The organism is Candidatus Polarisedimenticolia bacterium, from assembly GCA_035764505.1.
Taxonomy (GTDB): Bacteria; Acidobacteriota; Polarisedimenticolia; order Gp22-AA2; family AA152; genus AA152.
In genome coordinates, this window is record DASTZC010000010.1 from 1 (window position 1) to 22291 (window position 22291).

Sequence of the window (22291 nt, forward strand, 5' to 3'; positions counted from 1 at the left end):
TAACTGATTGACAGATATAGAGATATTCTCTTTTTGCGATCCGGCAATTATTTCATCTATTAAAGATGATATTTCGAGGTGAAATTTCTCGGGCATGGCAGGAAGCAGCTGCGGCAAGAGGTGAAAAGGACCGCTCAGGAAGCGGTTTCGCGGGGGCGGATGACCACCCGCTTCTGAAAGCCTTCTCCTTCGCTTTCGGTCTCGACGTCCGGATTGTCCTTCAGCGCCAGGTGGACGATCCGTCTTTCGTAGGGATCCATCAAAGAGAGCCGGTGGGGCTCCTTCATCTTCTTCACCTTCTCGGCAGCCAGCAGGGCGATCTCGACAATCTCCTCGTCGCGCCCCTGCCTGAAGCCGGCGGAATCAACGAAGATCGGCTTGTCGTTCTCTCCGCCGACGCGTCCAAGGATCACCTGCAGCGCCTGCAGCCCCTCCCCGCGGCGCTCGAGGAAAAGGTCGCGGTCCTCACCGTCCACCTCGACGCGGATGCGCTCCGCCTCTTCAATGACGTGGCAGGAGATCTCGAACGGAACCGACTCGGCGAATTCGGCGAGGAGATCTTCGAGGCGCTGCGCCGCGCCGGCGGATTCCTCGGAAGGAGAGCCGGCTTCGCCTTCTTCAGGAGGGAGCTCTTCCATGATCCACCCTTCGCTCAGGCCTTTCCGGCCGCCCGGGTCTGCAGCCCTTCGCGCGCGACCTGAGCGTTGATCAGGTATTGCTGCCCGATGCCCAACATGTTATTGACGAGCCAGTATAGCACCAGGCCACTCGGCAGATCCTTGAAGAACCAGGTGAAGATCAACGGCATCAGCATCATGATGCGTCGCTGCGCCGGATCGGGGATGGTCGTCCCGGTCATGACCTGCTGAATCATCATCGTGATGCCCATCACGATGGGCGTGATGTAGTAGGGGTCTTTCTTGGACAAATCCATGATCCACAGGCCGAACGGCGCGTGGCGCAGCTCGATGGTGCTGACCAGCAGATTGTAGAAGCCCCAGAGAATCGGCAGCTGCAGCAGCAGGGGAAGGCAGCCCGTCATGCTCGCCAGCGGGTTCATTCCTTCCTTGCCGTAAAGGGCCATAATCTCTTCGTTCATCTTCTGCCGGTTCGCCATGTCCTTCTTCATCGACTTGTACTTCTTCTTGATCGCCTCGATGCGCGGCTGAATCTTCTTCATCTTCTCCTGGGTCCGGCGCATTCCCACGGAGCTCTTGTGGGTGATCGGGAAGAAGGCCAGGCGGATGATCACGGTCAGGAGGATGATCGACCATCCCCAGTTCCCGGTGATCCCGTTGATATGCCGGAGCAGAAAGAACAGCCCCTCGGCGATAGCGCCGAAGTGGCCATAATCCACGATGGTCTCGATGCCGAGCCGGAGGCTGGCGAGAAGATTCCGATCTTTGGGACCAACGAAGAGCTGGTAGGCGCCGTTCGGGGTCATTCCCACGGCGAGCGACAGGAAGCGCTTCTCGCGTCCTTCTTCGATGAGGGGATCCATGCGCAGCTGGATTCCCGACACCGGCCCGTCGGGCAGGAGCAGCGCGGTGAAGTAATGTTCCTCGATTCCCGCCCAGCGAACCGGGCCCGCGTGCTCCACGAGGCGATTGTCCTTGAAGGTGGCAATTGCCGTCCTCGTGACGCTGCTGCCTTCGGCGTAGACCAGCCTCGTGATTTCGTTGCGATCGCCGCTGTTGGGAGGCAATCCGGTCTCGCCGCCGAATCCCGCACCCCACACCAGCAGCGGCTCCGCCCGGCGGCCGCCCAGCGTGGCGCCGACCTCGAGACGCATCAGGTAGGAGGTCGAGCTCAGATGCAGCGTCTTCCATGCGCTCAGTCCCTTGCCGTCGGAATAGCGCAGGCTCAGCTTCGTCTCATCGGCCGCGTCGCTGACGTCCAGCACGAACAATGCTTCCTGCAACCGACGGTTGGCATCGGCATCGGAGAACTCGAGATCCAGGGGGAAGCGATGCAGCTTCGTGGAGGCGAGGTTGACGAGCTCGAGCGGACGTCCCTCGTCGTCGAAGTAGTGCTTCAGCTGCCAGCTCACGATATGCCCGCCGCGATTCTGCACGCGCATGCGATAGAGATCGGTTTCCACCGTCTTCTCGATCGCCGCGGGAGCTTCCTCACCTTGGGCTTCGACTTCTGAAGCTGCCGGCGGTGTAGCGTCGATACCGGCCGCCGCCGGACCGGTCGCAGGGGCTGCCGGAGGATTGGTCGGATCCGAGCCGGCCGTTGTCGGCCCGGCCTGCTGAGCGGACTGCGCGGCGGCTGCTGCGGGCGGCTTCGGAGGAGGAATGACGAAGTAGGTCCACAGGAGGATGACTCCCATGGAAAGAGCAAGGGCAATCAGATAGCGCTTATTGTCCATGGTAGGGGAGTGGCTACCTCAGGGTATCGACTCCCCCCGCCGAGAGGGGATGGCATCTTGCGAGACGCTTGAGAGCCGCCCAGCCTCCCCGCAGCACGCCGTAGCGCTCGACGGCCTGGCGTGCGTATTCGGAGCAGGTTGGATGGAAGCGACAGGCCGGTGGCAGGACCGGAGAGATGAACTTCTGGTGCGCGACGAGCGCGGCGCACACGATCTTCCTCGTCGTGCTCAAATCCGCCTCTCCTCGAGACCCAGGCGGCGCAGCGCCGTTTTCAGCTCGCGCGCGAGCTGCTCGATTCCGAGCCGCTGAATGCCCTCGCGCGGGTTGACGACGAAATCCCCGGACGGCAGCCATGGTTTCGCCACCCTGAACCATTCGCGCAGGAGGCGCTTCGCCCGGTTGCGCGATACCGCCGGGCCCATTTTCCGGGTGGCCGTGATGCCGAGACGCGGGCGCCCCAGAGGATTCTCCAGATGGAAGAGAATGAAGCTCCGGGAGGCGATTTTCCGTCCGTTGCGGTAGACGTGCTGATACTCGCTGCGCTTGCGGATGCGATCCGCCGGCGTGAACGAGCGCCGCGGAATCAGACGGCCAGGCGTCTCCGGCCCTTCCTGCGGCGCCGTTTCAGGACCTCCCGTCCGTCCTGCGTGCTCATTCTCTTCAGGAAACCGTGCGTTCTCTTCCGCCGGCGGTTGTTGGGCTGAAACGTCCGCTTCATACTCTCTCCGCGCGCTGCGAACCATGGATCGGCTCTGAATGAATCGCCGATGGTATGCGAGCGCGTTCAGACCTGTCAAGGCAAACCTGCGATCGGAAAAGTCGCGGCCGAAAAAAAATTTTCTCGTATTGGCGGCGGATCCCTGTGCTATAGTCCGCCGCCTCAACCAGCAACTGAACAACTCGATTCGAACCACCTTCGAGGAATCTTCCCGGGCTTCCGAAACCCGAGGTGATCCGGCGAGGGATGAGTGTTGCCAAAGAACGAATTCCCCCATCGTCACGCAGTCGTCACAACAAGATGTTCCTCGGGTAATCACCCTACCACCAGATTTTGCGGTCCCCGCTTCCCGGTTGACATAAGTGACCCTCTCATCAATCCGGACATTCGTCAATTTGCTCATTTACAAGGACTTGTACGGTGCGGGGATTTCCACAACTGTGGAAAACCTGTGGACATCTCCCTTGTGCTTCCCCCGTAGATCTGGCAAATGAACACGTTAAGGACTGTTCATCCCCGGAACCCAACTCATCACGGAAAGGCCTCATGAATCTCTGGGAAGAAGTCCTGAGGAAGGTCGAGCCCAAGCTGAACAGCCAGGTCTTCGATACCTGGCTCAAGCCGACGCAGCAGTTGACCCTGTGCGACGGCACTCTGGAGGTTGAAGTTCCGAGCACCTTCTTCGCGGAATGGATCAACAACCATTACCTGACCATGATCCGCGACTCGCTCAGCGAGGTCCATGCCGGAGACCTGGCCATCCGATTCAAGACGCGCCCCGACATCATTCCCGCGGAGCCGCCGAATGAGGTTCCCATGGAGCGCTTCCTGCGCCGGCGGACCACGCCGCCGCAGCCTCCGGGTCCGAGCTCCCTCAACCCGCGCTATACCTTCGACTCGTTCGTGGTCAGCTCCTCCAACCAGTTCGCGCATGCCGCGGCCAAGGCGGTCGCCGAGCAGCCGGGAATGCATTACAACCCTTTGTACATCTATGGCGGCGTCGGATTAGGCAAGACCCATCTCATGCACGCCGTGGGCAATCATCTCGCGCGGGTGCGTCCCGATCTTCGCCAGCGCTATCTTTCCACCGAGAACTTCATGAACGAGCTGATCAACGCCATCCGCTTCGAGAAGACCCTCGATTTCAAGGAGAAGTACCGCAACGTCGACCTGCTGCTCATCGACGACATTCAGTTCCTCGCCGGGAAGGAGCGCACCCAGGAGGAGTTCTTCCATACCTTCAACGCACTCTACGAGGCCCAGAAGCAGATCGTGATCACCTCCGACTGTCCTCCGCGGCAGATCCCGACCCTGGAAGAGCGTCTCCGATCGCGGTTCGAGTGGGGCCTGATGGCCGACATCCAGCCCCCTGATCTGGAGACCAAGATCGCGATTCTCCGCAAGAAGGCGGAGGCGGAGCGCGTCGATCTGCCACCCGATGTCGCCTTCTTCATCTCGAGCAAGATCAAATCGAACATCCGGGAGCTCGAGGGATCGCTGGTCCGCCTCGTCGCCTACTCCTCCCTGAAAGGAGGGCCCATCACCCTGGACATGGCGAAGGAGACGCTCAAGGATCTTCTGGAGGATCGCAGCCCCAGGGTGACGCTGGATTCGATCCAGAAGCTGGTCGCCGGCTATTTCAACATCAAGGTCGTGGATCTCAAGTCGAAGAACAACTCGCGCAGCATCGCCTTCCCGCGGCAGATCGCCATGTATCTCAGCAAGAAGCTGACCGAACAGTCGCTCCCGGCCATCGGGCAGGTCTTCGGAGGCAAGCACCACTCCACGGTGATCCACGCCATCAACAAGGTGGAGGAGCGGCGCAGGGAAGACAAGGATTTCGACAGGCTCATTCGCAGCTTCGTCGAGTCGTTCGAATAGGATGCGCGGGCTGTGGAAGAATGGCCTGTGGAACGGCTGCGGATCGCCGCACATCGGCGCGACCGCGGAGATTTCCACATTCGGTCCACCAGGACGTGCACGGCAAACCCACGCCGGGGGCTACCGTGAACTGCGTAGGGTGGCGCGAGTTGGCGAAAACGTCCGCGTCATGCACAGCGCTGCAGTAACCACTGTTTTTATGATATACGGATTACTTCTAAGGATCTGAGGAGCCTGTATGGAGTTCACGGTCCCGCGCGGGGATCTCCACAAAGAGTTACAGCGTCTGCAGGGCGTGGTCGAAAAGAAGAACACCATCCCGATTCTGTCCAATACCTACCTGGCGGCGGAGAAAGGGCAGCTCGAGCTCGCCGCCACCGACCTCGAGCTGGGGATACGCACCTCCACGGCCGCGAAGGTCGGCAAGCCGGGGGCCATCACCCTTTCCTCCAAGAAGCTTTTCGAGATCATCCGCCTGCTGCCCGAGGACACCGTCTCTTTCAAGCTGGAGGACAACCACTGGGTGCAGATCACCTGCGCCCGCTCCCACTTCCGCATGGTTGGACTTCCCAAGGACGACTTTCCGTCGATCCCCGATTTCGACTTTGCCAAGGCGATCCCCCTGGACCTGGAGATCTTCCAGGGGATGGTCAATCGGGTCCTGTTCGCCAGCACGGCGGATGATGCCCGCTACCCTCTGCAGGGGGTGCTGGCCATCCTCGGCAAAGAGAACCTGTCGCTGGTGGCGACCGACGGCCACCGCCTGTCCTTCGTCTCGGGCAAGCCGGCCCGCAAGGCAGTCGAGAAGGAAATCCGGGTCATCATCCCTCGAAAGACCCTCGTCGAGGTGGCGCGCATCGACCTCGAGGACTCCAAGGAGGTTCTGCTCGGGGTCTCGGAGAACCGCGTCTTCTTCAGGTCCGGTGGTCTGGTCCTCGCGTCGGCCACCGTGGAAGGGGTGTTTCCCGCTTACGAGAAAGTCATCCCCAAGGACAATGACAAGATCCTGGAATTCGGGGTAGGCGAGTTCACCGACGCCGTGCGGCGCGTCTCGCTGCTGGCCAACGAGCGCTCCCGGGCCGTGAAGCTCTCCCTCCAGCCCGGCCGGCTGGAGGTCTCCTCGAGCAATCCCGAGATGGGGGAGGCCCGTGAGGTGGTTGAGGTCGGATATCGCGGCGCGGAGCTGGAAATCGGCTTCAATGCCCGTTATCTCCTCGATTTCCTGGCAGTAGTCGAAGCCCCCAAGTTCTCGCTGCACCTCAAGGACGAGCAGACCCAGGGGATGATGACCCCGGCCCAGGAAGGGGAGCTCGACTACCGCTACATCGTCATGCCGATGCGCATCTGAAGGGCGCCGGAAGGGCCTTCCGACGGTTGTGGCGACCCCCTCGATATGTTAGAATTTTCACGCTCGATGGGGTGGCGTCCGGCACGCGGAGCGAGAAAAAAACGGCTCCCGCCCGGGCATGGGAATCGGCCCTGAATCTCCTTTAAGTTCACACGCACTCCGGCCAGGGCCCACGGGCGGAAAACCACACCACCTCCTCTCCAACCTCTTCCCCGTGGCCGGCCGGGCAAAGTCGGAAAGCTTGAAACACACAGTCTCAGCTTTCTCCGAGAGTGGAACGAAACGTCCGTCCCTTTCGACCGGAAGGGACGCCCGCGGGGCGCCCGAACCGGCACCGGGCAGGCGCGCCGCGCAGGAGCCGTGATGGAGCAGCAGATCCGCAGGGTGGGCACCGACGATCGCTACGACGCCAGCAACATCAAGGTGCTGGAGGGCCTCGAGGCGGTCCGCAAGCGCCCCGCCATGTACATCGGCAACACCGCGGTGGAAGGGCTCCACCAGCTGGTGTACGAGGTTGTGGACAACAGCATCGACGAGTCGCTGGCCGGATACTGCAACCAGATCCAGGTGAGCATCCACCTGGACGGCTCGGTCACGGTGGTCGACAACGGACGCGGCATCCCGGTCGAGGAGCATCCCCAGGAGAAGCGTCCGGCGGCCGAGGTGGTCATGACGAAGCTGCACGCCGGCGGCAAGTTCGACAATGAGACCTACAAGGTTTCCGGCGGGCTGCACGGCGTAGGCGTCTCCGTGGTGAACGCCCTTTCGGAGTTCCTGGAGCTGGAAATCTGGAGGGACGGCAAGGTCTACCAGCAGCGCTACGAGCGCGGCAAGCCGGGCGAGTTCCGCCAGACGGGGACCACCAAGCGGCGCGGCACCATGGTCACCTTCAAGCCGGACGGCGAGATCTTCGAGGTGACCCAGGTCTCCTTCGACGTGCTTTCGCAGCGGCTGCGCGAGCTGGCGTTCCTCAACGAAGGGGTTGAGATCTCGATTGAGGACGAGCGGAACGAGAAGAAGCACAGCTTCAACTACCAGGGCGGCATCATCTCCTTCGTCTCCCACCTGAACAAGAACAAGGTCTGCCTGCATCCCGACCCCGTCTACCTGAAGGGCGAGAAGGACGCGGTCATCGCCGAGATCGCGCTGCAGTACAACGACGGGTACAACGAGAACATCTTCAGCTTCGCGAACTCGATCAACACCCACGAAGGCGGCAGCCACCTCAGCGGCTTCAAGTCAGCGCTCACCCGCACCATCAACAACTACCTGAGCAAGCTCAATAACAAGGACAAGATCACCTTGAGCGGCGAGGACGTGCGCGAAGGCCTCACCGCCGTCCTGAGCGTCCGGCTCCCCATGCCCCAGTTCGAAGGGCAGACCAAGACCAAGCTCGGCAACAGCGAGGTGAAGGGGATCGTCGAGACGCTGGTGAACGATCGGTTGTCGGCCCATTTCGAGGAGAATCCCTCGGTCGCCCGCAAGATCGTCGAGAAGGCGATGGACGCCGCGCGCGCCCGCGAGGCGGCCCGCAAGGCCCGGGACCTGACCCGGCGCAAAGGTGCGCTCGACGCCTGGTCGCTGCCGGGCAAGCTGGCCGACTGCCAGGAGCGGGATCCGGCGATGGCCGAGATCTATCTGGTGGAGGGCGATTCGGCGGGCGGGTCGGCCAAGCAGGGCCGGGACCGGCGCTACCAGGCAATCCTCCCGCTGCGCGGGAAGATCCTCAACGTCGAGAAGGCGCGCTTCGACAAGATGCTGTCGAGCCAGGAAATCCGCACCATCATCACGGCCCTTGGCACCGGCATCGGCGAAGACGACTACGACGTCTCCAAGCTGCGTTATCACAAGGTCATCATCATGACCGACGCCGACGTCGACGGGGCCCACATCCGGACGCTGCTGCTCACCTTTTTCTACCGCCAGATGCGCGACGTCATCGAGCGCGGCCACCTGTGCATTGCCCAGCCTCCCCTGTACAAGGTGAAAAAGGGGAAGACGGAGCGCTACCTGGGGAACGACCGCGAGCTCAGCCATTTCCTGATGACAAAAGCGGCCGAGGAGGTGACGGTGCGCGTCCCCGGGACCTCGGCCAGCGAGATCAAGGGGAAGGCCTTGAGCCGGACCCTGGAGCGCCTGGCCGAGTACAAGCACCTGATGGACCTCCTGGCGCGGCGTGGCTTCGAGGAGCCGATTGTGGAGGTTTTGCTGGAGGAGGACGTCCACGACGTCTCGACCTTCCAGAACCCCGAGGCCCTGGAGAAGATCCGCGGCCGCGTCCAGCAGAGCGGCCGGAACGTGGAGGACCTCGAGAAGGACGAGGAGCACAACCTGTTCCGCTTCGCTTACAAGACCCGGATCCGGTCCGTCCCCCAGGCCACCATCTCGTGGGACCTGGTCTCCTCGATCGAATACCGTAGCCTGCGACAGCTCAACCGCGAGATGGTGGAGCTGGCGAAGCCGCCCTTCCTGGTCTCCCTGAACGGCTCCGAGACCGCCATCGAGAGCAAGCGCGCCCTGCTGGACCACCTCCTCGACGAAGGTAAGAAGGGGTTGTCGATCCAGCGCTACAAGGGACTCGGCGAGATGAACCCCGGGCAGCTCTGGGAGACCACCATGAATCCGGAGACCCGCAAGCTGCTCAAGGTGAGCATCTCCGACGCGGTCGAAGCCGATTCGATCTTCACGGTCCTCATGGGCGACCAGGTCGAGCCGCGCCGCAAGTTCATCGAGGACAACGCCCTGGACGTGCGCAACCTGGACATCTGATAGGCCATGGACGAGAACCTCACTCCCCCCCAGCCCCCGGACGAGAAGATACCGGTCAACATCGAAGACGAGATGCGGCGGTCCTACCTGGACTACGCCATGTCGGTCATCATCGGCCGGGCCCTGCCCGATATCCGGGACGGCTTCAAGCCGGTGCATCGCCGCGTGCTCTACGCGATGCACGAGCTCAACAACGACCACGACAAGCCCTACAAGAAGTCGGCGCGCGTGGTGGGAGACGTGATCGGCAAGTTCCACCCTCACGGCGAGGCGGCGGTGTACGACACGATCGTCCGCATGGCGCAGGACTTCTCGCTGCGCTATCCACTGGTGGACGGGCAGGGGAATTTCGGCTCGATCGACGGCGACCCGCCGGCGGCGATGCGCTACACCGAAGTGCGCATGTCCAAGCTGGCCCACGAGATGCTCGCCGACATCGAGAAGAACACCGTCGACTTCGGACCCAACTACGACGGCTCGATGAGGGAGCCCCTGGTGCTGCCGTCGCGCTTCCCAAACCTCCTGGTGAACGGCTCCTCGGGGATCGCGGTGGGCATGGCGACCAACATCCCGCCGCACAACCTCTCCGAGATCTGCGACGCCGTGGTCGCCGTCATCAAGAACCCCGAGATCACGGTGGACGAGCTCCTCGAGATCGTCCCGGGCCCCGACTTCCCGACGTGCGGGTTCATCTGCGGCCGCGCCGGCATCCGTCAGGCCTACCGCACCGGCCGCGGCATCCTGCAGATGCGCGCCCGTGCCGGCGTCGAGGAAGGGAAGAAGGACAAGACGCGCATCGTGATCACCGAGATCCCCTACCAGGTGAACAAGTCTCGGCTCATCGAGCAGATCGCAGCGCTGGTCACCGAGAAGCGCATCGAAGGGATTGCCGACATCCGCGACGAGTCGGACCGCGACGGCATCCGGGTGGTCCTCGACCTGAAGCGCGGCGAGATCGCCGACGTAATCCTGAACAACCTCTACAAGTACACCCAGATGCAGGAGACCTTCGGCGTCATCTTCCTGGCCATCGTCCACAATCAGCCGCGCATCCTGGGCCTCAAGGAGCTGCTGGATCACTTCATCGAGCACCGCCGCGACGTCATCGTCCGGCGCACCCGGTTCAACCTGGAAAAGGCCGAGGAGCGCGCGCACATCCTGGAAGGGCTGAAGATCGCGCTCGACAACCTGGATGCGATCATCGCCCTGATCCGCTCCGCCAAGACGCCGGGCGAGGCCAAGGAGTCGATGCGCCTCCGATTCAAGCTCTCCGACATCCAGGCCCAGGCGATTCTCGACCTGCGGCTGCAGAAGCTGACCTCGCTCGAGCGCCAGAAGGTGCTCGACGAATACGCGGAGGTCCTGCAGATGATCGCCCGCTATCGCGAAATCCTGGGGAACGACCAGCTGGTCCGGGAGATCATCGTCGAGGAGATGCTGGAGATCCGCAAGAATTTCGGCGACGCCCGGCGCACGCAGATCCTGGACCATGCCGAGGAGATCTCGGTCGAGGAGCTGATTGCCGAGGAGGAGATGGTCGTCACCCTGACCCACTCGGGCTACATCAAGCGCAGCCCGCTGGCGGTCTACCGCTCGCAGAACCGGGGCGGCAAGGGGCGCACCGGGATGACGGTGCGCGACGAGGATTTTGTCGAGCACCTCTTCGTCGCCTCCACGCACGACTACTTCCTGATCTTCACCAACAAGGGACGGGTGCACTGGCTCAAGGTGCACGAGATTCCGCAGGTGGGGGCGGCTGCCAAGGGGAAGGCGCTGGTGAACTTCATCGGCATGGGGGAAGGGGAGAAGATGGCGGCGCTGATCGCCACGCGCGACTTCCCCGACGACCGCTACGTCGTCCTGGCGACCACCCGCGGCACGGTGAAGAAGACCGCCTTGTCGTCATTCTCGCACCCGCGCAGCGGCGGCATCATCGCCTTGTCGATCGACGAGGGCGACTCGCTGCTGGATGCGCGCATCACCACCGGCTCCTCGGACCTCTTCCTGGCGAGCAACCAGGGCAAGGCGATCCGCTTCGCGGAGAGCGAGGTCCGGCCGATGGGCCGCAGCGCCTACGGCGTCCGGGGCATGCAGCTGAGGAGCAACGATTTCCTGGTTGAGATGGACACCCTGTCCCGCCAGGGCCACATCCTGACGGTGACCGAGCGCGGCCTCGGCAAGCGCACTCCCGTGGAGGAATATCGCGTCACCGGCCGCGGAGGCCTCGGCATCATCAACATCCGCACCACCGAGAGGGGCGGCAACGTCATCGGCGTCTGCGAGGTCCAGGAAGACGACCAGATCATGGTCGTGACCCAGTTCGGAATGGTGATTAGAATGGCGGTGAGCGGCATCTCCGTCCACGGAAGAGACACCCAGGGTGTCCGCCTCATCAACCTCGAGGAAGGGGACGTGGTGGTCGCGGTGGCCAAGGTGGTCGAAAAAGAAGAAGGCTGAGGCCGGGGCTCTCCGGCGCCCGGCCGGGAAGGAAATCATGAAATTCTTCATCGATACGGCGAACATCGAGGAAATCCGCAAGGCGGCGAGCTGGGGCATCCTGGACGGGGTGACCACCAACCCCTCCCTCGTGGCGAAGGAAGGGAAAGACTTCTACGAGGCGCTCAAGGAGATCTGCTCCATCGTCCCGGGGCCGGTCAGCGCCGAGGTGGTCAGCACTACGACCGAGGAGATGATCGCTGAGGGCCGGAAGCTGGCCCGCATCGCCAAGAACATCACCGTGAAAATCCCCTGCATCCCCGCCGGCATCCCCGCCATCAAGGCGCTCTCCAGCGAGGGAATCCGGATCAACGTGACGCTCATCTTCTCGCCGACCCAGGCCCTCGTCTCCGCCAAGGTGGGGGCCGCCTACGTCAGCCCCTTTGTCGGCCGGCTGGACGACATCAGCCATGTCGGCATGGATCTGGTCCGCCAGATCCGGACGATCTTCGACAACTACGATTTCCCCACGGAGATCCTCGCCGCCAGCATCCGCAATCCGATCCACGTGGTGGACGCGGCCATGGCGGGCGCCGATGTGGCGACCATGCCGTTTTCCGTCATCGAGGCGCTGCTCAAGCACCCTCTGACCGACGTGGGATTGAAGAAATTCCTGGACGACTGGAAAAAGCTTCCCCAGCCGGCCCGCCGGGACTGAATTATCCGGACGCATCGACCCGCCGCCGCTCCCGCTGATCGCGCGATCGCCGCGCCGTAGGGACCTGAGCTGATGTCCTCGCATCACCTGGATGAGCTGCGCCGCAGGAACCGCGAGGCGGAGGAAGGCGGCGGCGCCGAGCGCATCGCCCGCCAGCACCAGGAAGGCAAGCTGACCGCCCGCGAGCGGGTGGAGCTCCTCCTGGACGCCGACACCTTCGAGGAATTCGACAAGTTCGTCACCCACCGCAGCCGCGACTTCGGCATGGAGAAGACCGTCATCCCGGGGGACGGGGTCATTACAGGCCACGGCCTGGTCGAGGGCCGGCCGATTTTCGTGTTCGCCCAGGATTTCACCGTCTTCGGCGGATCGCTCTCGGAGACCTACGCCGCGAAGATTTGCAAGATCATGGATATGGCGATGCGCGTCGGGGCCCCGATTGTCGGGCTCAACGACTCGGGAGGTGCCCGCATCCAGGAAGGGGTGGTCTCCCTGGCGGGCTATGCCGACATCTTCCTCCGCAATACCCTCGCCTCCGGAGTGGTGCCGCAGCTATCCGCCATCATGGGGCCATGCGCCGGGGGCGCGGTCTACTCTCCCGCCATCACCGACTTCAACGTGATGGTGGAGAAGACCAGCTACATGTTCATCACCGGTCCGGAGGTGATCAAGACGGTCACGCACGAGGAGGTAACCAAGGAGCGCCTGGGCGGGGCGATGACCCACAACCAGTCCAGCGGGGTGGCCCATTTCGCGGCGCGCGACGACCGCGCCTGTCTGGCCCTGCTGCGGGACCTTCTCGGCTATCTTCCTTCCAATAACATGGCCGATCCCCCGCAGCGCGACACCCGGGACGATCCGCGGCGCGAGGATCCGGCGCTGGACAAGCTGATCCCCGAAAACCCGAACCAGCCTTACGACATGAAGGACCTGATCCACACGGTGGTGGACGAGGAGAAGTTCCTCGAGGTGCACGAGCACTTCGCTCGCAACCTCGTGGTGGGCTTCGCGCGGCTCGGGGGCAGGGTGGCCGGCATCGTGGCGAACCAGCCGGCGGTCCTGGCCGGGACCCTGGACATCGATGCCTCGGTGAAAGGCGCGCGCTTCGTGCGCTTCTGCGACGCGTTCAACATCCCCCTGGTTGTCTTCGAGGACGTTCCCGGTTTCCTGCCCGGGGTCGCCCAGGAGCTTGGCGGAATCATCCGCCATGGAGCCAAGCTCCTGTACGCCTTCGCGGAGGCGACCGTTCCGAAGATCACGGTGATCACGCGTAAGTCCTACGGCGGCGCCTACTGCGTTATGGCCAGCAAGCAGATCCGCACCGATCTCAACTTCGCCTATCCCAGCGCCGAGATCGCGGTGATGGGACCGGAGGGGGCGGTGAGCATCATCCATCGGCGCGAGCTCGAGTCGGCCGACCATCCCGAGAAACTGCGCCAGCAGAAGGTGGAGGAGTTCCGCAGCAAGTTCGCCAATCCCTACGTGGCGGCCGAGCGCGGCTTCCTCGACGAGATCATCGAGCCGCGCATCACGCGGCCCAAGCTGATCGCCTCGCTGGCGCTGTTGTCGACCAAGCGCGACCTGAACCCTCCCAAGAAGCACGGCAACATCCCTCTCTGATGCCCACGACCCGCCGCCGCTCCGCCGCGCCGCGCCGCGCGCTCTTCGGGAAGATCCTGATTGCCAACCGGGGCGAGATCGCGGCGCGCGTGATCCGTACCTGCCGGCGCCTGGGAATCAAGACCGCCGCCGTCTGCTCCGAGGCGGACCGCGGCGCGCTGCACGCCCGCATGGCCGACGAGGTGCTGGAAATAGGGCCGGCTCCCTCGGCCCAGAGCTATCTCGACCAGGAGGCGATCCTGCGCGCCGCTCGGCGGTGCGGCGCGGACGCCATCCACCCAGGCTACGGGTTCCTCTCGGAGAACCCGGAGTTCGCGGAAGCCTGCGGGCGCGCCGGCGTGGTCTTCATCGGTCCGTCGGGCGGATCGATGCGCAAACTGGGGAACAAGATCGAGGCTCGCCGGCGCATGATTGCGGCCGGGGTTCCGGTGGTCCCGGGGCTGCAGGGAAAGAAGCTGAGCGAGGAGGACTTCCGCCGCTGGGCGAAGAAGTCCGGCTATCCGATTCTCCTCAAGGCGGCCGCCGGAGGAGGCGGACGCGGCATGCGGGTGGTGCGCTCGCCGGAGGCCCTGCCGGCGGCACTCTCCGCCGCCCGCGGGGAGGCCCGCGGCGCCTTCGGCGATGACACGGTTTTTGCGGAGCGCTACCTGGAGCGCTCGCGACACATCGAATTGCAGGTGCTCGTCGATGAGCGCGGCTCGGGGGTCTCGCTGGGAGAGCGGGAATGCTCGATCCAGCGGCGGCACCAGAAGCTGGTGGAGGAAACCCCCTCGCCCGTGGTGGACGAAACGCTGCGCCGCAAGCTCGGACGCTGGGCGCTGACCGCCTGCAAGGCTTCGGGCTACACCAACGCCGGCACCGTCGAGTTCATCCGCGACTCCGAGGGGCGCTTCTATTTCCTCGAGATCAACGCGCGCCTGCAAGTCGAGCATCCCGTGACCGAGATGGTGCTGGGACTGGATCTCGTCGAGGCGCAGATCCGGATCGCCTCGGGCGAGCCGCTGCCGGTCCCGACGAAAGGACTGCGACCCCGTGGCTGGGCCCTCGAGTGCCGCATCCAGGCGGAGGACCCGGAGAACGGCTTCATCCCTTCTCCCGGCCCGATCCGTTACTACCGGCCGCCGGAAGGACCGCGCGTCCGGGTGGATGCCGGGGTGGCGGAAGGGGACGAAGTCTCGAGACACTACGACTCGCTCCTCGCCAAGCTGATCGTGTGGGGGAAGGACCGCCTGTCGGCGATCCGGACGATGGAAGTGGCGCTGGCGGAGTTCCGGATCGCGGGCGTCCCGACCACCATCCCTTTCCATCGCCGGGTGATGGCCGATTCCGAGTTCCGGTCGGGGGAGATCGATACCGGCTACGTCGAGCGCCTGTTGTCGCGCCAACCTCCCGCGCTGGACGAAGAGCTGGAGGCTGCGGCCCTGGTGGCGGCGGCGGTCCTGCATCGGCGCGGCGCATCCCGGCCACTCCCTGCAAACCCGTCCGCCACGAATGCCTGGACGCTCGCCGGGAGACAGGCGATGCAAGGCCGCTGGGGCCTGACGAACCCCTGGAGAGGATGATGAGCCTGGAAGTCCGGGTCGGCGGGAGCAAGCGACGTGTCGAGCTGCGCCGGGAAGGGAACCGTTACCTGGGGCGCGTGGGAGAGCGTCAGGTTGAGGCGGAGGTTGTGGAGAGGGGTCCCGCCTCGCTCCTGATCCGGCTCGGCGATCGCACCTTCGACATCACCTGCGACACCCGCGGATCGCGCCACTTCCTGGACTTCGGAACGCAACAAGTGGCGATCGAGATCCTCGACCCTCTGCGGGGCGGCGAGGCTTCATTGGACGGCGAGGCTTCCGGCAAGGCCGATGTGCGCGCCGCGATGCCAGGCAAAGTGGTGAGCGTGAAGGCGAAAGTCGGCGATACGGTGTCGCGTGGACAGGGATTGCTGGTCCTGGAGGCGATGAAGATGGAGAACGAGGTTCCGGCTCCCCGAGCGGGAACGATCACGGCGATCGAGGTCGCGGCGGGGCAGACCGTGGAGACCGGGGCACTCCTGGCGACGGTGGAGTAAGGCGTCCAAGGAGGCAGGAAGCGAGCCGGCTCCTTCCATCGCCCCAAAGAGAAAAGGGCGGCCGCAGCCGCCCTTTTTCGCAATCGATCTCCGTGAGCCGCAGCTACTTGATGGAGGCTGCGAGCTCCTTGCCGGGGCGGAACCTGGCGACCCGGCGCGCCTTGATTTGAATCGTCTCGCCCGTCTGGGGATTGCGCCCGACCCGCGCCTTTCTCTTGGAGATGGAGAAAGTGCCGAAACCCACCAGCGCCACTCTCTCTCCCTTCTTAAGAGACTTGGTCACGCCATCCACCAGCGAATCCAGAGTCTTGCCAGCCGTGGTCTTGCTTATTCGGACGTCCTTCGCAATCTTCTCGATGAGATCGGCCTTGTTCATTGCATCTCCTCCGGCTAGAGAATAAGGGAAAGCGTAGGACTGCAACCGGGGGAGTAAATACCATCAGGTTCCGGACCTGTCAAGGAGTAAATTCGTTGAAAGTGAGGTCCCGCCGCGCTCTTAGGCGAGACGCGCGGGCGATCCTGAAGGGAGCGCTCGCCGAGTGCTCCGTTTCCCGCGTCTTTCGGGCGCGGATCGGCATGCACGATAGCTTTCTCAAGGCCCCGGATTTCGAGCAGCGGCTGCCGGAAAGGAATCGGACTCTGATTCTGGCGGCAGGCAAAGCGGCCGCGACAATGGCGCGATCATTCCTCCGGATCTTCCCGCGCGGCCTGGGGCTTCACGGACTTGCGGTCGTCCCCGCCGACTCTGGACGTCCCCCGAAATCTCTGCGGGTCCGGATCGGCGCTCACCCGTATCCCTCCCGCCGCTCGGAGCGCGCCGGATTGGATCTGATGAGACGGGTGCGATCGGCGCGATCGGGCGATACGCTGGTTTACCTGATCTCGGGTGGCGCGTCGGCGCTGGCCGCCGTACCCCTGCCGGGCCTCCTGGGCATCGCCGAAAAGCGCCTCCTGCATCGCAGCCTGATCGAGAGCGGCCTGGGGATCCGCGAGATCAACATCGTCCGCAAGCACTTCTCGGCCATCAAGGGGGGGAGGCTGGCGGCGCTTGCTCCCCAAGCGGACCACCTGACGTTCTTATGGTCGGACGTTGCCCCCGGCAATCCGGAGTCAGTAGGCGGCGGGCCCACCCTTCCCGATCCCTCCACCTGGGAGGAGGCGCGCAGCATCCTGACCGATTCCTGCATCCTGGCGGCGCTCCCCGCCGCGCTGCGCGGGCGTCTGGATCGGCGACCATGGCCGGAGACTCCGAAGCCCGGCGACCCTTGCTTTGCGCGCCTTCGCTGGAGCGTCCTGGCCGACAGCGGCCTGCTGGTCGACGCGGCGGCGCGGGAAGCCCGGCAGCTTGGCTATGCGACGAAGGTGGTTCGCCTTGACGAAGGGGTCTCGGCCGACGCGCTGCTGGACGAATTCCTGAAGTCTCCGCGAGATCGAAGCCCGGGCCCTCGCTGCCTGCTGGCAGGAGGAGAGCTCCGGCGCGAGTCGCGGGGATGGAAGGGACGCGGCGGTCGAGCGCAGGATTTCGCCGCCGCCGCCGCCGTGCGCCTGCAGGGCAGCCAGGGGAGGCTGGTCCTCGCCGCCGGCAGCGACGGGAAGGACGGCAGCAGCCCGGCGGCCGGCGCCATGGCCGACGGCGCCACGGTGGCACGCGCCGCGCGTCTCGGATTCGATCTGGCGGCCAGCCGGTCGCGGGGCGACACCTACCCGGTCTTCGAGGCGCTGGGCGATGCGCTGATCACCGGCCCGACGGGGAACAACCTGCGCGATCTCTACCTGCTGCTCGATTCTCCCCGGCGCTGAGTCAGCCGCGGCGCAGGAGATCGGCGATCGTTGCCGCACAAAGAAAAAGGCTGATGCAGCCGTTGACCGTGAAAAAGGCCCGGTTGACCCGTGACAAGTCGTCGGGTCGCACCAGGGAATGCTCGTAGACGAGCATGCCTGCGGTCACCGCCACTCCCGCGAAATAAAGGCCGCCGAGATCCGCCATGGCTCCCAGGCCAATCAGGGCCGCGATCATTCCGGCGTGCAGCCAGCGTGAAAGCCGCAGCGCGCTGGGAATGCCCCAGCTACCCGGCACCGAGCGCAGTCCCTCGCGTCGATCGAAATCGGCATCCTGGCATGCATAGATGAGATCGAAGCCGGCGGTCCACAGGATAACTGCCAGGCTCAGGACGAGGGGCGTGCTGCCGATGTTCCCCCGTACCGCGATCCAGGCCCCCAACGGCGCGCACCCCAGCGCCGCGCCGAGCAGGAAGTGCGCCGCCGAGGTGAAGCGCTTGGCGTAGGAGTATCCCAGGATCAGAGCCAGCACGGGAAAAGCCAGGAGGAAGGCGAGCCGGTTCAACCGATAGGCCGAAAGCAGGAAGAGGGCGATGCTGCACGCCAGGAACGCGCTGGCGAACCGGGTGGACAGCTTTCCCGTCACCAGGGGCCGGTTCGCCGTGCGGGGGTTTCGGGCATCGAAGCGGCGATCTATCAGCCGGTTGAAGGTCATGGCGGCGCTACGAGCCCCGACCATCGCCCCCAGGATCCAGAGGAACGTGCGCACGTCCGGCCACCCGCCGGCGGCGAGCGCCGCGCCCATCAGGGCGAACGGCAGTGCGAAAACCGTGTGCTGGAACTGGATCATATCCAGCGTCGCCCCCAGATCTCGGAGAGGGCGGGCGGTGGAAGCGTGGAGGGCGGAGGCTAGGCGCCCCATCTCCGGCCCAGATGGTGGGGCAGGCGGAGCTGATCCAGGATGCGGGCGGTGTATTGCTCGAGGATCTGATCCATGCCGGAGGGCCGCGCATAGAATGCAGGGACGAGGGGAAACAGGATGGCGCCCGCTTCGCTGACCGCGAGCATGTTGCGCAGGTGGATGCGGTTCAGCGGCGTTTCGCGCAGCGCCAGGACGAGGGGGCGGCGCTCCTTGAGCGTCACGTCGGCGGCGCGATGGATCAGATTGCCGGAGACTCCCGAAGCGATTGCTCCCATCGTGCCCATGCTGCAGGGGACCACGACCATGCCGCCGGTGGGATAGGAGCCGCTGGAGACAGCCGCCGCCATGTTCGCGGGATCATGGAACACGACCCGCCTTCCGCCCTCCGGGCACAGCGCCTTGCGCAGCTCCGGCTCGCCCGCCGCCTCCGGCGTTCCCAGCTCCGCGTGCATCGTCTGCCGCGCAAACTGCGAGATGATCGTGTGGATGCGGGTTACTTCCGCCACCGACAGTAGCCCGCGCATCAGGTCCCGGGCGCACAGCGACCCTGAAGCGCCGGTTACCCCGACGATGATCTCGCTCATCAGGACCCCGGGGTCTGAGCCGCGAGATACCGGGAGAGGACGCTGCGGTCGCGCTGCTCCATGTGGGAGAAGAAGAGGGCTAGCTCGTAATGCTGGAGCCCGGCATGCTCCTCGGGCGGCCGCACTCGTACGACCACGGCCTGGGTGTGCACCGGACGAGGCCCCGATTCGCTCGGCTCCGGCGGCAGGAGGAGCGTCACCTCCACCTTCGTCATCAGAGGGATGTAGCGCCCCGCGACGACCAGGGCCCCACCCAGACTGAGATCGGTCGTGGCCATCTCGCTGCTGCCGCTGCCGGCGAAGGAGGAGCGCAGCGTCAGGCGATCCTTGACTCTCGGGTGCTGCCGCTTCTCCGTGGTGTGGCTCATGCCGGATCCTCCGTGAACGCCCGCGTTTCCTCGGTTTTTTCCGGTGAGGTGGAAGCTGGCGAAGTCTAAGAGAGCGCGCGCGGCCTTGTCAAGGAAAGCGGGTCCCGTGCAACACGCATGCTATAATCCCGCCCCCTTCGAGGATCTCCATGGAACAAAAGAGAATCCGGGCGCTGCTGCGCCAGCTCACGGAGGGCAGGATCGATGTCGACGCGGCGCTGCGCCGGCTCCGGTTCCTACCTTTCGAGGATCTTGGTTTCGTCAAGGTGGATCACCACCGGCATCTCAGGAGAGGCTTTCCCGAGGTCGTCTACGCCCCCGGAAAGACGTCCGAGCAGCTGGTGGAGATCATTCGCAGCCTGGCGCGCGAGAAATCTCCCATCCTGGTGACCCGTTGCGCCGAATCCGCCTTTGCCGGAATCCGCGAGATTCTCGAGGATGCTGTCTATCACGCCCAGGCGAGAGCCGTCTCGTGGGTCCCGTCGACCTGGGTGTCCCCTGAGAATGAGGGGATCGTGGTGCTCGCCGCGGGCACCTCGGACATCCCGGTCGCCGAGGAGGCAGCCCTCACGGCGGAGCTGATGGGTAACCGGGTGGAGCGGATCTATGACGTCGGAGTCGCCGGCCTGCATCGTCTGCTGGCCCATCGCGAGTCCCTGCTCACCGCGCGGGTCCTGGTCGTCGTCGCAGGCATGGAAGGGGCGCTTCCCAGCGTCGTCGGTGGGCTGGTGGACGCTCCGGTCATCGCCGTGCCGACCAGCGTGGGCTATGGGGCTGGTTCGGGGGGAATTGCCGCCCTGCTCGCCATGTTGAATAGCTGTGCCGGCGGCATCACGGTCGTGAACATCGATAATGGCTTCGGGGCGGGCCTGGCGGCGGGCTTGATCAATAAAACAGGCGCCCGGAGCGGAAAATCCCGCAGTCGCGCTCGCGGCTCCCGCCGGCGGATCCGTAAATCCAGGCAACGCTAGCTCAGTCAATAAGATACGTTCTGAAAGATATTTGACAGCCATTTCTTGACAAAGGTGTACCCCAAGCATATATTTAGGGCGTATTTGTCCGCCGCCACCGGGATAAATCTCAGCAAAACCTAGAGCTTATTTCCACAACCTAGGTCCGCGGGTACCCAACAGCCGGCATGACAATACAGACTGATCCGTCGCGATCGCGGTCTGGAGGGACCGGACCGGAGAGATGACGGCGCAGATATCTCCATATAGAAGGGGGGTATGTGTGAATGCCGTTGGTTAGGGTGAGGGAGGACGAAACCCTCGAGAATGCTCTTCGCCGTTTCAAGAGAAAGTGCGAGAAGTCCGGCATTCTCTCAGAAGTCAAGAAAAGACAGCACTATCTGAAACCCAGCCAGAAGCGAAAAATCAAAGCCTTGGCCGCGCGCAAGAAGGCGCTCAAACGCCTGGCGCAGGAAAGGCGCTATAACGATTAGGCTCCGGGCGCCGGGCCCGAAAGGGGTCCGGCGCCGCAGTGAGCTCCGGGAAAGTCGTGCCCGGAGCGCGGAATCGTGCAGGGGAGCGAGCCGTGCCTTTTCGGTCGGATGATGAGGCTCTCGAGAAAATCCGCGCCAGTGTGGACATTCATGAGATCATCTCCGGCTACCTTCCCCTGAAGAAAGTCGGGGCCAAGTACCGCGGCCTCTGTCCGTTTCATACGGAAAAAACGCCGTCGTTCTACGTGGATGCCGGGAAGCAGCTGTTCTACTGCTTCGGATGCGGGACCGGCGGCGATGCCTTCAAGTTCCTGATGCTCTACGAGAAGGTGGACTTCCGCGAAGCGCTGCGGATGCTCTCGCGGCGCTACGGGATTCCGCTTCCCGAGCGCGTGCACCATGCCTCCTCCGAGCGCCAGACTTTGATGCAGGTGAACCAGGCGGCGGCGGATTTCTTCGCGGGAGCGCTGGCCGACGCGACCGCAGGAAAAGGCGCGCGCGATTACCTGAAGGAGCGCGGGCTGTCGGCGGCGACGGTGGGCTCGTTCCAGCTCGGATTCGCGCCGGCGCGATGGGACGGCTTGAAAAACGCCCTGACCCGCCGCGGATTCTCTGAGACGCAGCTGCTGGCGGCGGGGCTGCTGGCGAAGAAGGAAGAGACAGGCCGCACTTTCGATCGATTCCGCGGCCGGCTGATTTTCCCGATTCGCGCCCTGTCCGGAGGCTGCGTCGGCTTCGGGGGCCGGATCCTCGGTCCGGGCGAGCCGAAGTATCTGAACTCCCCCGAGACGCTGCTGTTTCACAAGGGCGAGATTCTGTACGGGCTGGATCGAACCAGCGACGCGATCCGCAAGGCCGATCGCGCCATCCTGGTGGAAGGGTACATGGACTTTTTGACCCTGCACCAGGCGGGGATCGAGAACCTGGCCGCCACGCTGGGCACCGGCTTCACCGCCGGGCACGTCCGGCTGCTGGCGCGCGCAACGCGCCGTGTCGTGGTGAATTTCGATCCTGACTCTGCGGGCCAGGCCGCGACGCGGCGCAGCCTCGACGTGCTGCTCGAGTCGGGCTTCGAGGTGAGAGTGCTGCGGCTGCCGGGAGGCAAGGACCCCGATCGTTTCGTGCGCGAGGATGGGCCGGAGCGCTACCGGGACCTCGCGGCACAGGCGCCGACCTATCTGGAGTATCTGGCGCGGGAAGCGGCGCAACGCGTCGATTTGACGGGGCCGGCCGGAAAGATCCAGGCCCTCAACGAGGTTCTTCCTTTCGTGGC

Annotated in this window: 21 protein-coding genes; 12 read left to right on the top strand and 9 right to left on the bottom strand. The window is 64.3% G+C overall.

Annotated features, from left to right (window positions below; all coding sequences use genetic code 11):
- Nucleotides 1–134: 134 nt before the first annotated feature.
- From VFW45_00495 to rpmH, 5 genes are read right to left on the bottom strand one after another with little or no spacing between them, the layout of a single operon-like run.
- Complete coding sequence (locus VFW45_00495) at nt 135–638, bottom strand: R3H domain-containing nucleic acid-binding protein (protein HEU5179242.1); 504 nt, start codon at nt 636–638, stop codon at nt 135–137.
- A gap of 14 nt (nt 639–652) precedes the next feature.
- Entirely contained in the window at nt 653–2374 is a 1722-nt protein-coding gene (yidC, locus tag VFW45_00500) for a membrane protein insertase YidC (protein HEU5179243.1), read from the bottom strand.
- Nucleotides 2375–2387: 13 nt separating this feature from the next.
- On the bottom strand, nt 2388–2606 hold the full coding sequence (gene yidD, locus VFW45_00505) for a membrane protein insertion efficiency factor YidD (protein ID HEU5179244.1): 219 nt from the start codon (nt 2604–2606) through the stop codon (nt 2388–2390).
- Nucleotides 2603–2962: a ribonuclease P protein component gene (gene rnpA, locus VFW45_00510; GenBank protein ID HEU5179245.1), complete on the bottom strand. Its 360-nt coding sequence runs from the start codon at nt 2960–2962 to the stop codon at nt 2603–2605. The genes yidD and rnpA overlap by 4 nt, the downstream gene beginning before the upstream one ends.
- Entirely contained in the window at nt 2959–3093 is a 135-nt protein-coding gene (rpmH, locus tag VFW45_00515) for a 50S ribosomal protein L34 (GenBank protein ID HEU5179246.1), read from the bottom strand. The genes rnpA and rpmH overlap by 4 nt, the downstream gene beginning before the upstream one ends.
- 546 nt (nt 3094–3639) lie before the next feature.
- On the opposite strand from rpmH, the gene dnaA reads away from it, so the two are divergent.
- The 8 genes from dnaA (at nt 3640) to VFW45_00555 (ending at nt 15921) form a co-directional block, all read left to right on the top strand.
- Nucleotides 3640–4974 carry a chromosomal replication initiator protein DnaA gene (gene dnaA, locus VFW45_00520; GenBank protein HEU5179247.1) on the top strand — a complete coding sequence of 445 codons (1335 nt, stop codon included), beginning with the start codon at nt 3640–3642 and terminating at the stop codon, nt 4972–4974.
- Nucleotides 4975–5212: 238 nt separating this feature from the next.
- Complete coding sequence (gene dnaN, locus VFW45_00525; GenBank protein HEU5179248.1) at nt 5213–6322, top strand: DNA polymerase III subunit beta; 1110 nt, start codon at nt 5213–5215, stop codon at nt 6320–6322.
- A gap of 363 nt (nt 6323–6685) precedes the next feature.
- Entirely contained in the window at nt 6686–9091 is a 2406-nt protein-coding gene (gene gyrB, locus VFW45_00530) for a DNA topoisomerase (ATP-hydrolyzing) subunit B (protein HEU5179249.1), read from the top strand.
- Between the two features lie 6 nt (nt 9092–9097).
- Complete coding sequence (gene gyrA, locus VFW45_00535) at nt 9098–11548, top strand: DNA gyrase subunit A (protein HEU5179250.1); 2451 nt, start codon at nt 9098–9100, stop codon at nt 11546–11548.
- 37 nt (nt 11549–11585) lie between these two features.
- On the top strand, nt 11586–12245 hold the full coding sequence (gene fsa / locus VFW45_00540) for a fructose-6-phosphate aldolase (GenBank protein HEU5179251.1): 660 nt from the start codon (nt 11586–11588) through the stop codon (nt 12243–12245).
- 72 nt (nt 12246–12317) lie between these two features.
- Nucleotides 12318–13865 (top strand): carboxyl transferase domain-containing protein, encoded by a 1548-nt coding sequence (locus VFW45_00545; protein HEU5179252.1) that lies wholly within the window; start codon nt 12318–12320, stop codon nt 13863–13865.
- Nucleotides 13865–15427: an acetyl-CoA carboxylase biotin carboxylase subunit gene (locus VFW45_00550; protein ID HEU5179253.1), complete on the top strand. Its 1563-nt coding sequence runs from the start codon at nt 13865–13867 to the stop codon at nt 15425–15427. Before VFW45_00545 ends, VFW45_00550 begins: the two co-directional genes overlap by 1 nt.
- Entirely contained in the window at nt 15427–15921 is a 495-nt protein-coding gene (locus VFW45_00555; GenBank protein HEU5179254.1) for a biotin/lipoyl-containing protein, read from the top strand. Before VFW45_00550 ends, VFW45_00555 begins: the two co-directional genes overlap by 1 nt.
- Before the next feature lie 103 nt (nt 15922–16024).
- Here VFW45_00555 and VFW45_00560 read toward each other — a convergent pair whose 3' ends face one another.
- Nucleotides 16025–16297: an HU family DNA-binding protein gene (locus VFW45_00560; GenBank protein ID HEU5179255.1), complete on the bottom strand. Its 273-nt coding sequence runs from the start codon at nt 16295–16297 to the stop codon at nt 16025–16027.
- Between the two features lie 101 nt (nt 16298–16398).
- Here VFW45_00560 and VFW45_00565 point away from each other — a divergent pair, with 101 nt between their 5' ends.
- Nucleotides 16399–17721, top strand: coding sequence for a DUF4147 domain-containing protein (locus VFW45_00565; GenBank protein HEU5179256.1), 1323 nt, complete (start codon nt 16399–16401; stop codon nt 17719–17721).
- Between the two features lies 1 nt (nt 17722).
- Here the strand turns inward: VFW45_00565 and VFW45_00570 are convergent, their stop codons facing one another.
- Genes VFW45_00570 through VFW45_00580 form a run of 3 tightly spaced genes read right to left on the bottom strand, consistent with a single transcriptional unit; the run spans nt 17723 to nt 19574 of the window.
- Entirely contained in the window at nt 17723–18550 is an 828-nt protein-coding gene (locus VFW45_00570) for a UbiA-like polyprenyltransferase (GenBank protein ID HEU5179257.1), read from the bottom strand.
- A gap of 59 nt (nt 18551–18609) precedes the next feature.
- Nucleotides 18610–19206: a UbiX family flavin prenyltransferase gene (locus VFW45_00575; GenBank protein HEU5179258.1), complete on the bottom strand. Its 597-nt coding sequence runs from the start codon at nt 19204–19206 to the stop codon at nt 18610–18612.
- Nucleotides 19206–19574 (bottom strand): PilZ domain-containing protein, encoded by a 369-nt coding sequence (locus VFW45_00580; GenBank protein ID HEU5179259.1) that lies wholly within the window; start codon nt 19572–19574, stop codon nt 19206–19208. Before VFW45_00580 ends, VFW45_00575 begins: the two co-directional genes overlap by 1 nt.
- Nucleotides 19575–19723: 149 nt before the next feature.
- On the opposite strand from VFW45_00580, the gene larB reads away from it, so the two are divergent.
- The 3 genes from larB to dnaG form a co-directional block, all read left to right on the top strand.
- Nucleotides 19724–20545: a nickel pincer cofactor biosynthesis protein LarB gene (gene larB, locus VFW45_00585; protein ID HEU5179260.1), complete on the top strand. Its 822-nt coding sequence runs from the start codon at nt 19724–19726 to the stop codon at nt 20543–20545.
- Between the two features lie 266 nt (nt 20546–20811).
- A complete protein-coding gene (rpsU, locus tag VFW45_00590) occupies nt 20812–21018 on the top strand; it encodes a 30S ribosomal protein S21 (GenBank protein HEU5179261.1) in 207 nt (68 codons plus the stop codon).
- A 92-nt stretch (nt 21019–21110) separates the two neighbouring features.
- Nucleotides 21111–22291, top strand: a 1181-nt coding sequence (dnaG, locus tag VFW45_00595; protein HEU5179262.1) for a DNA primase, incomplete at its 3' end; no start/stop codon positions are given.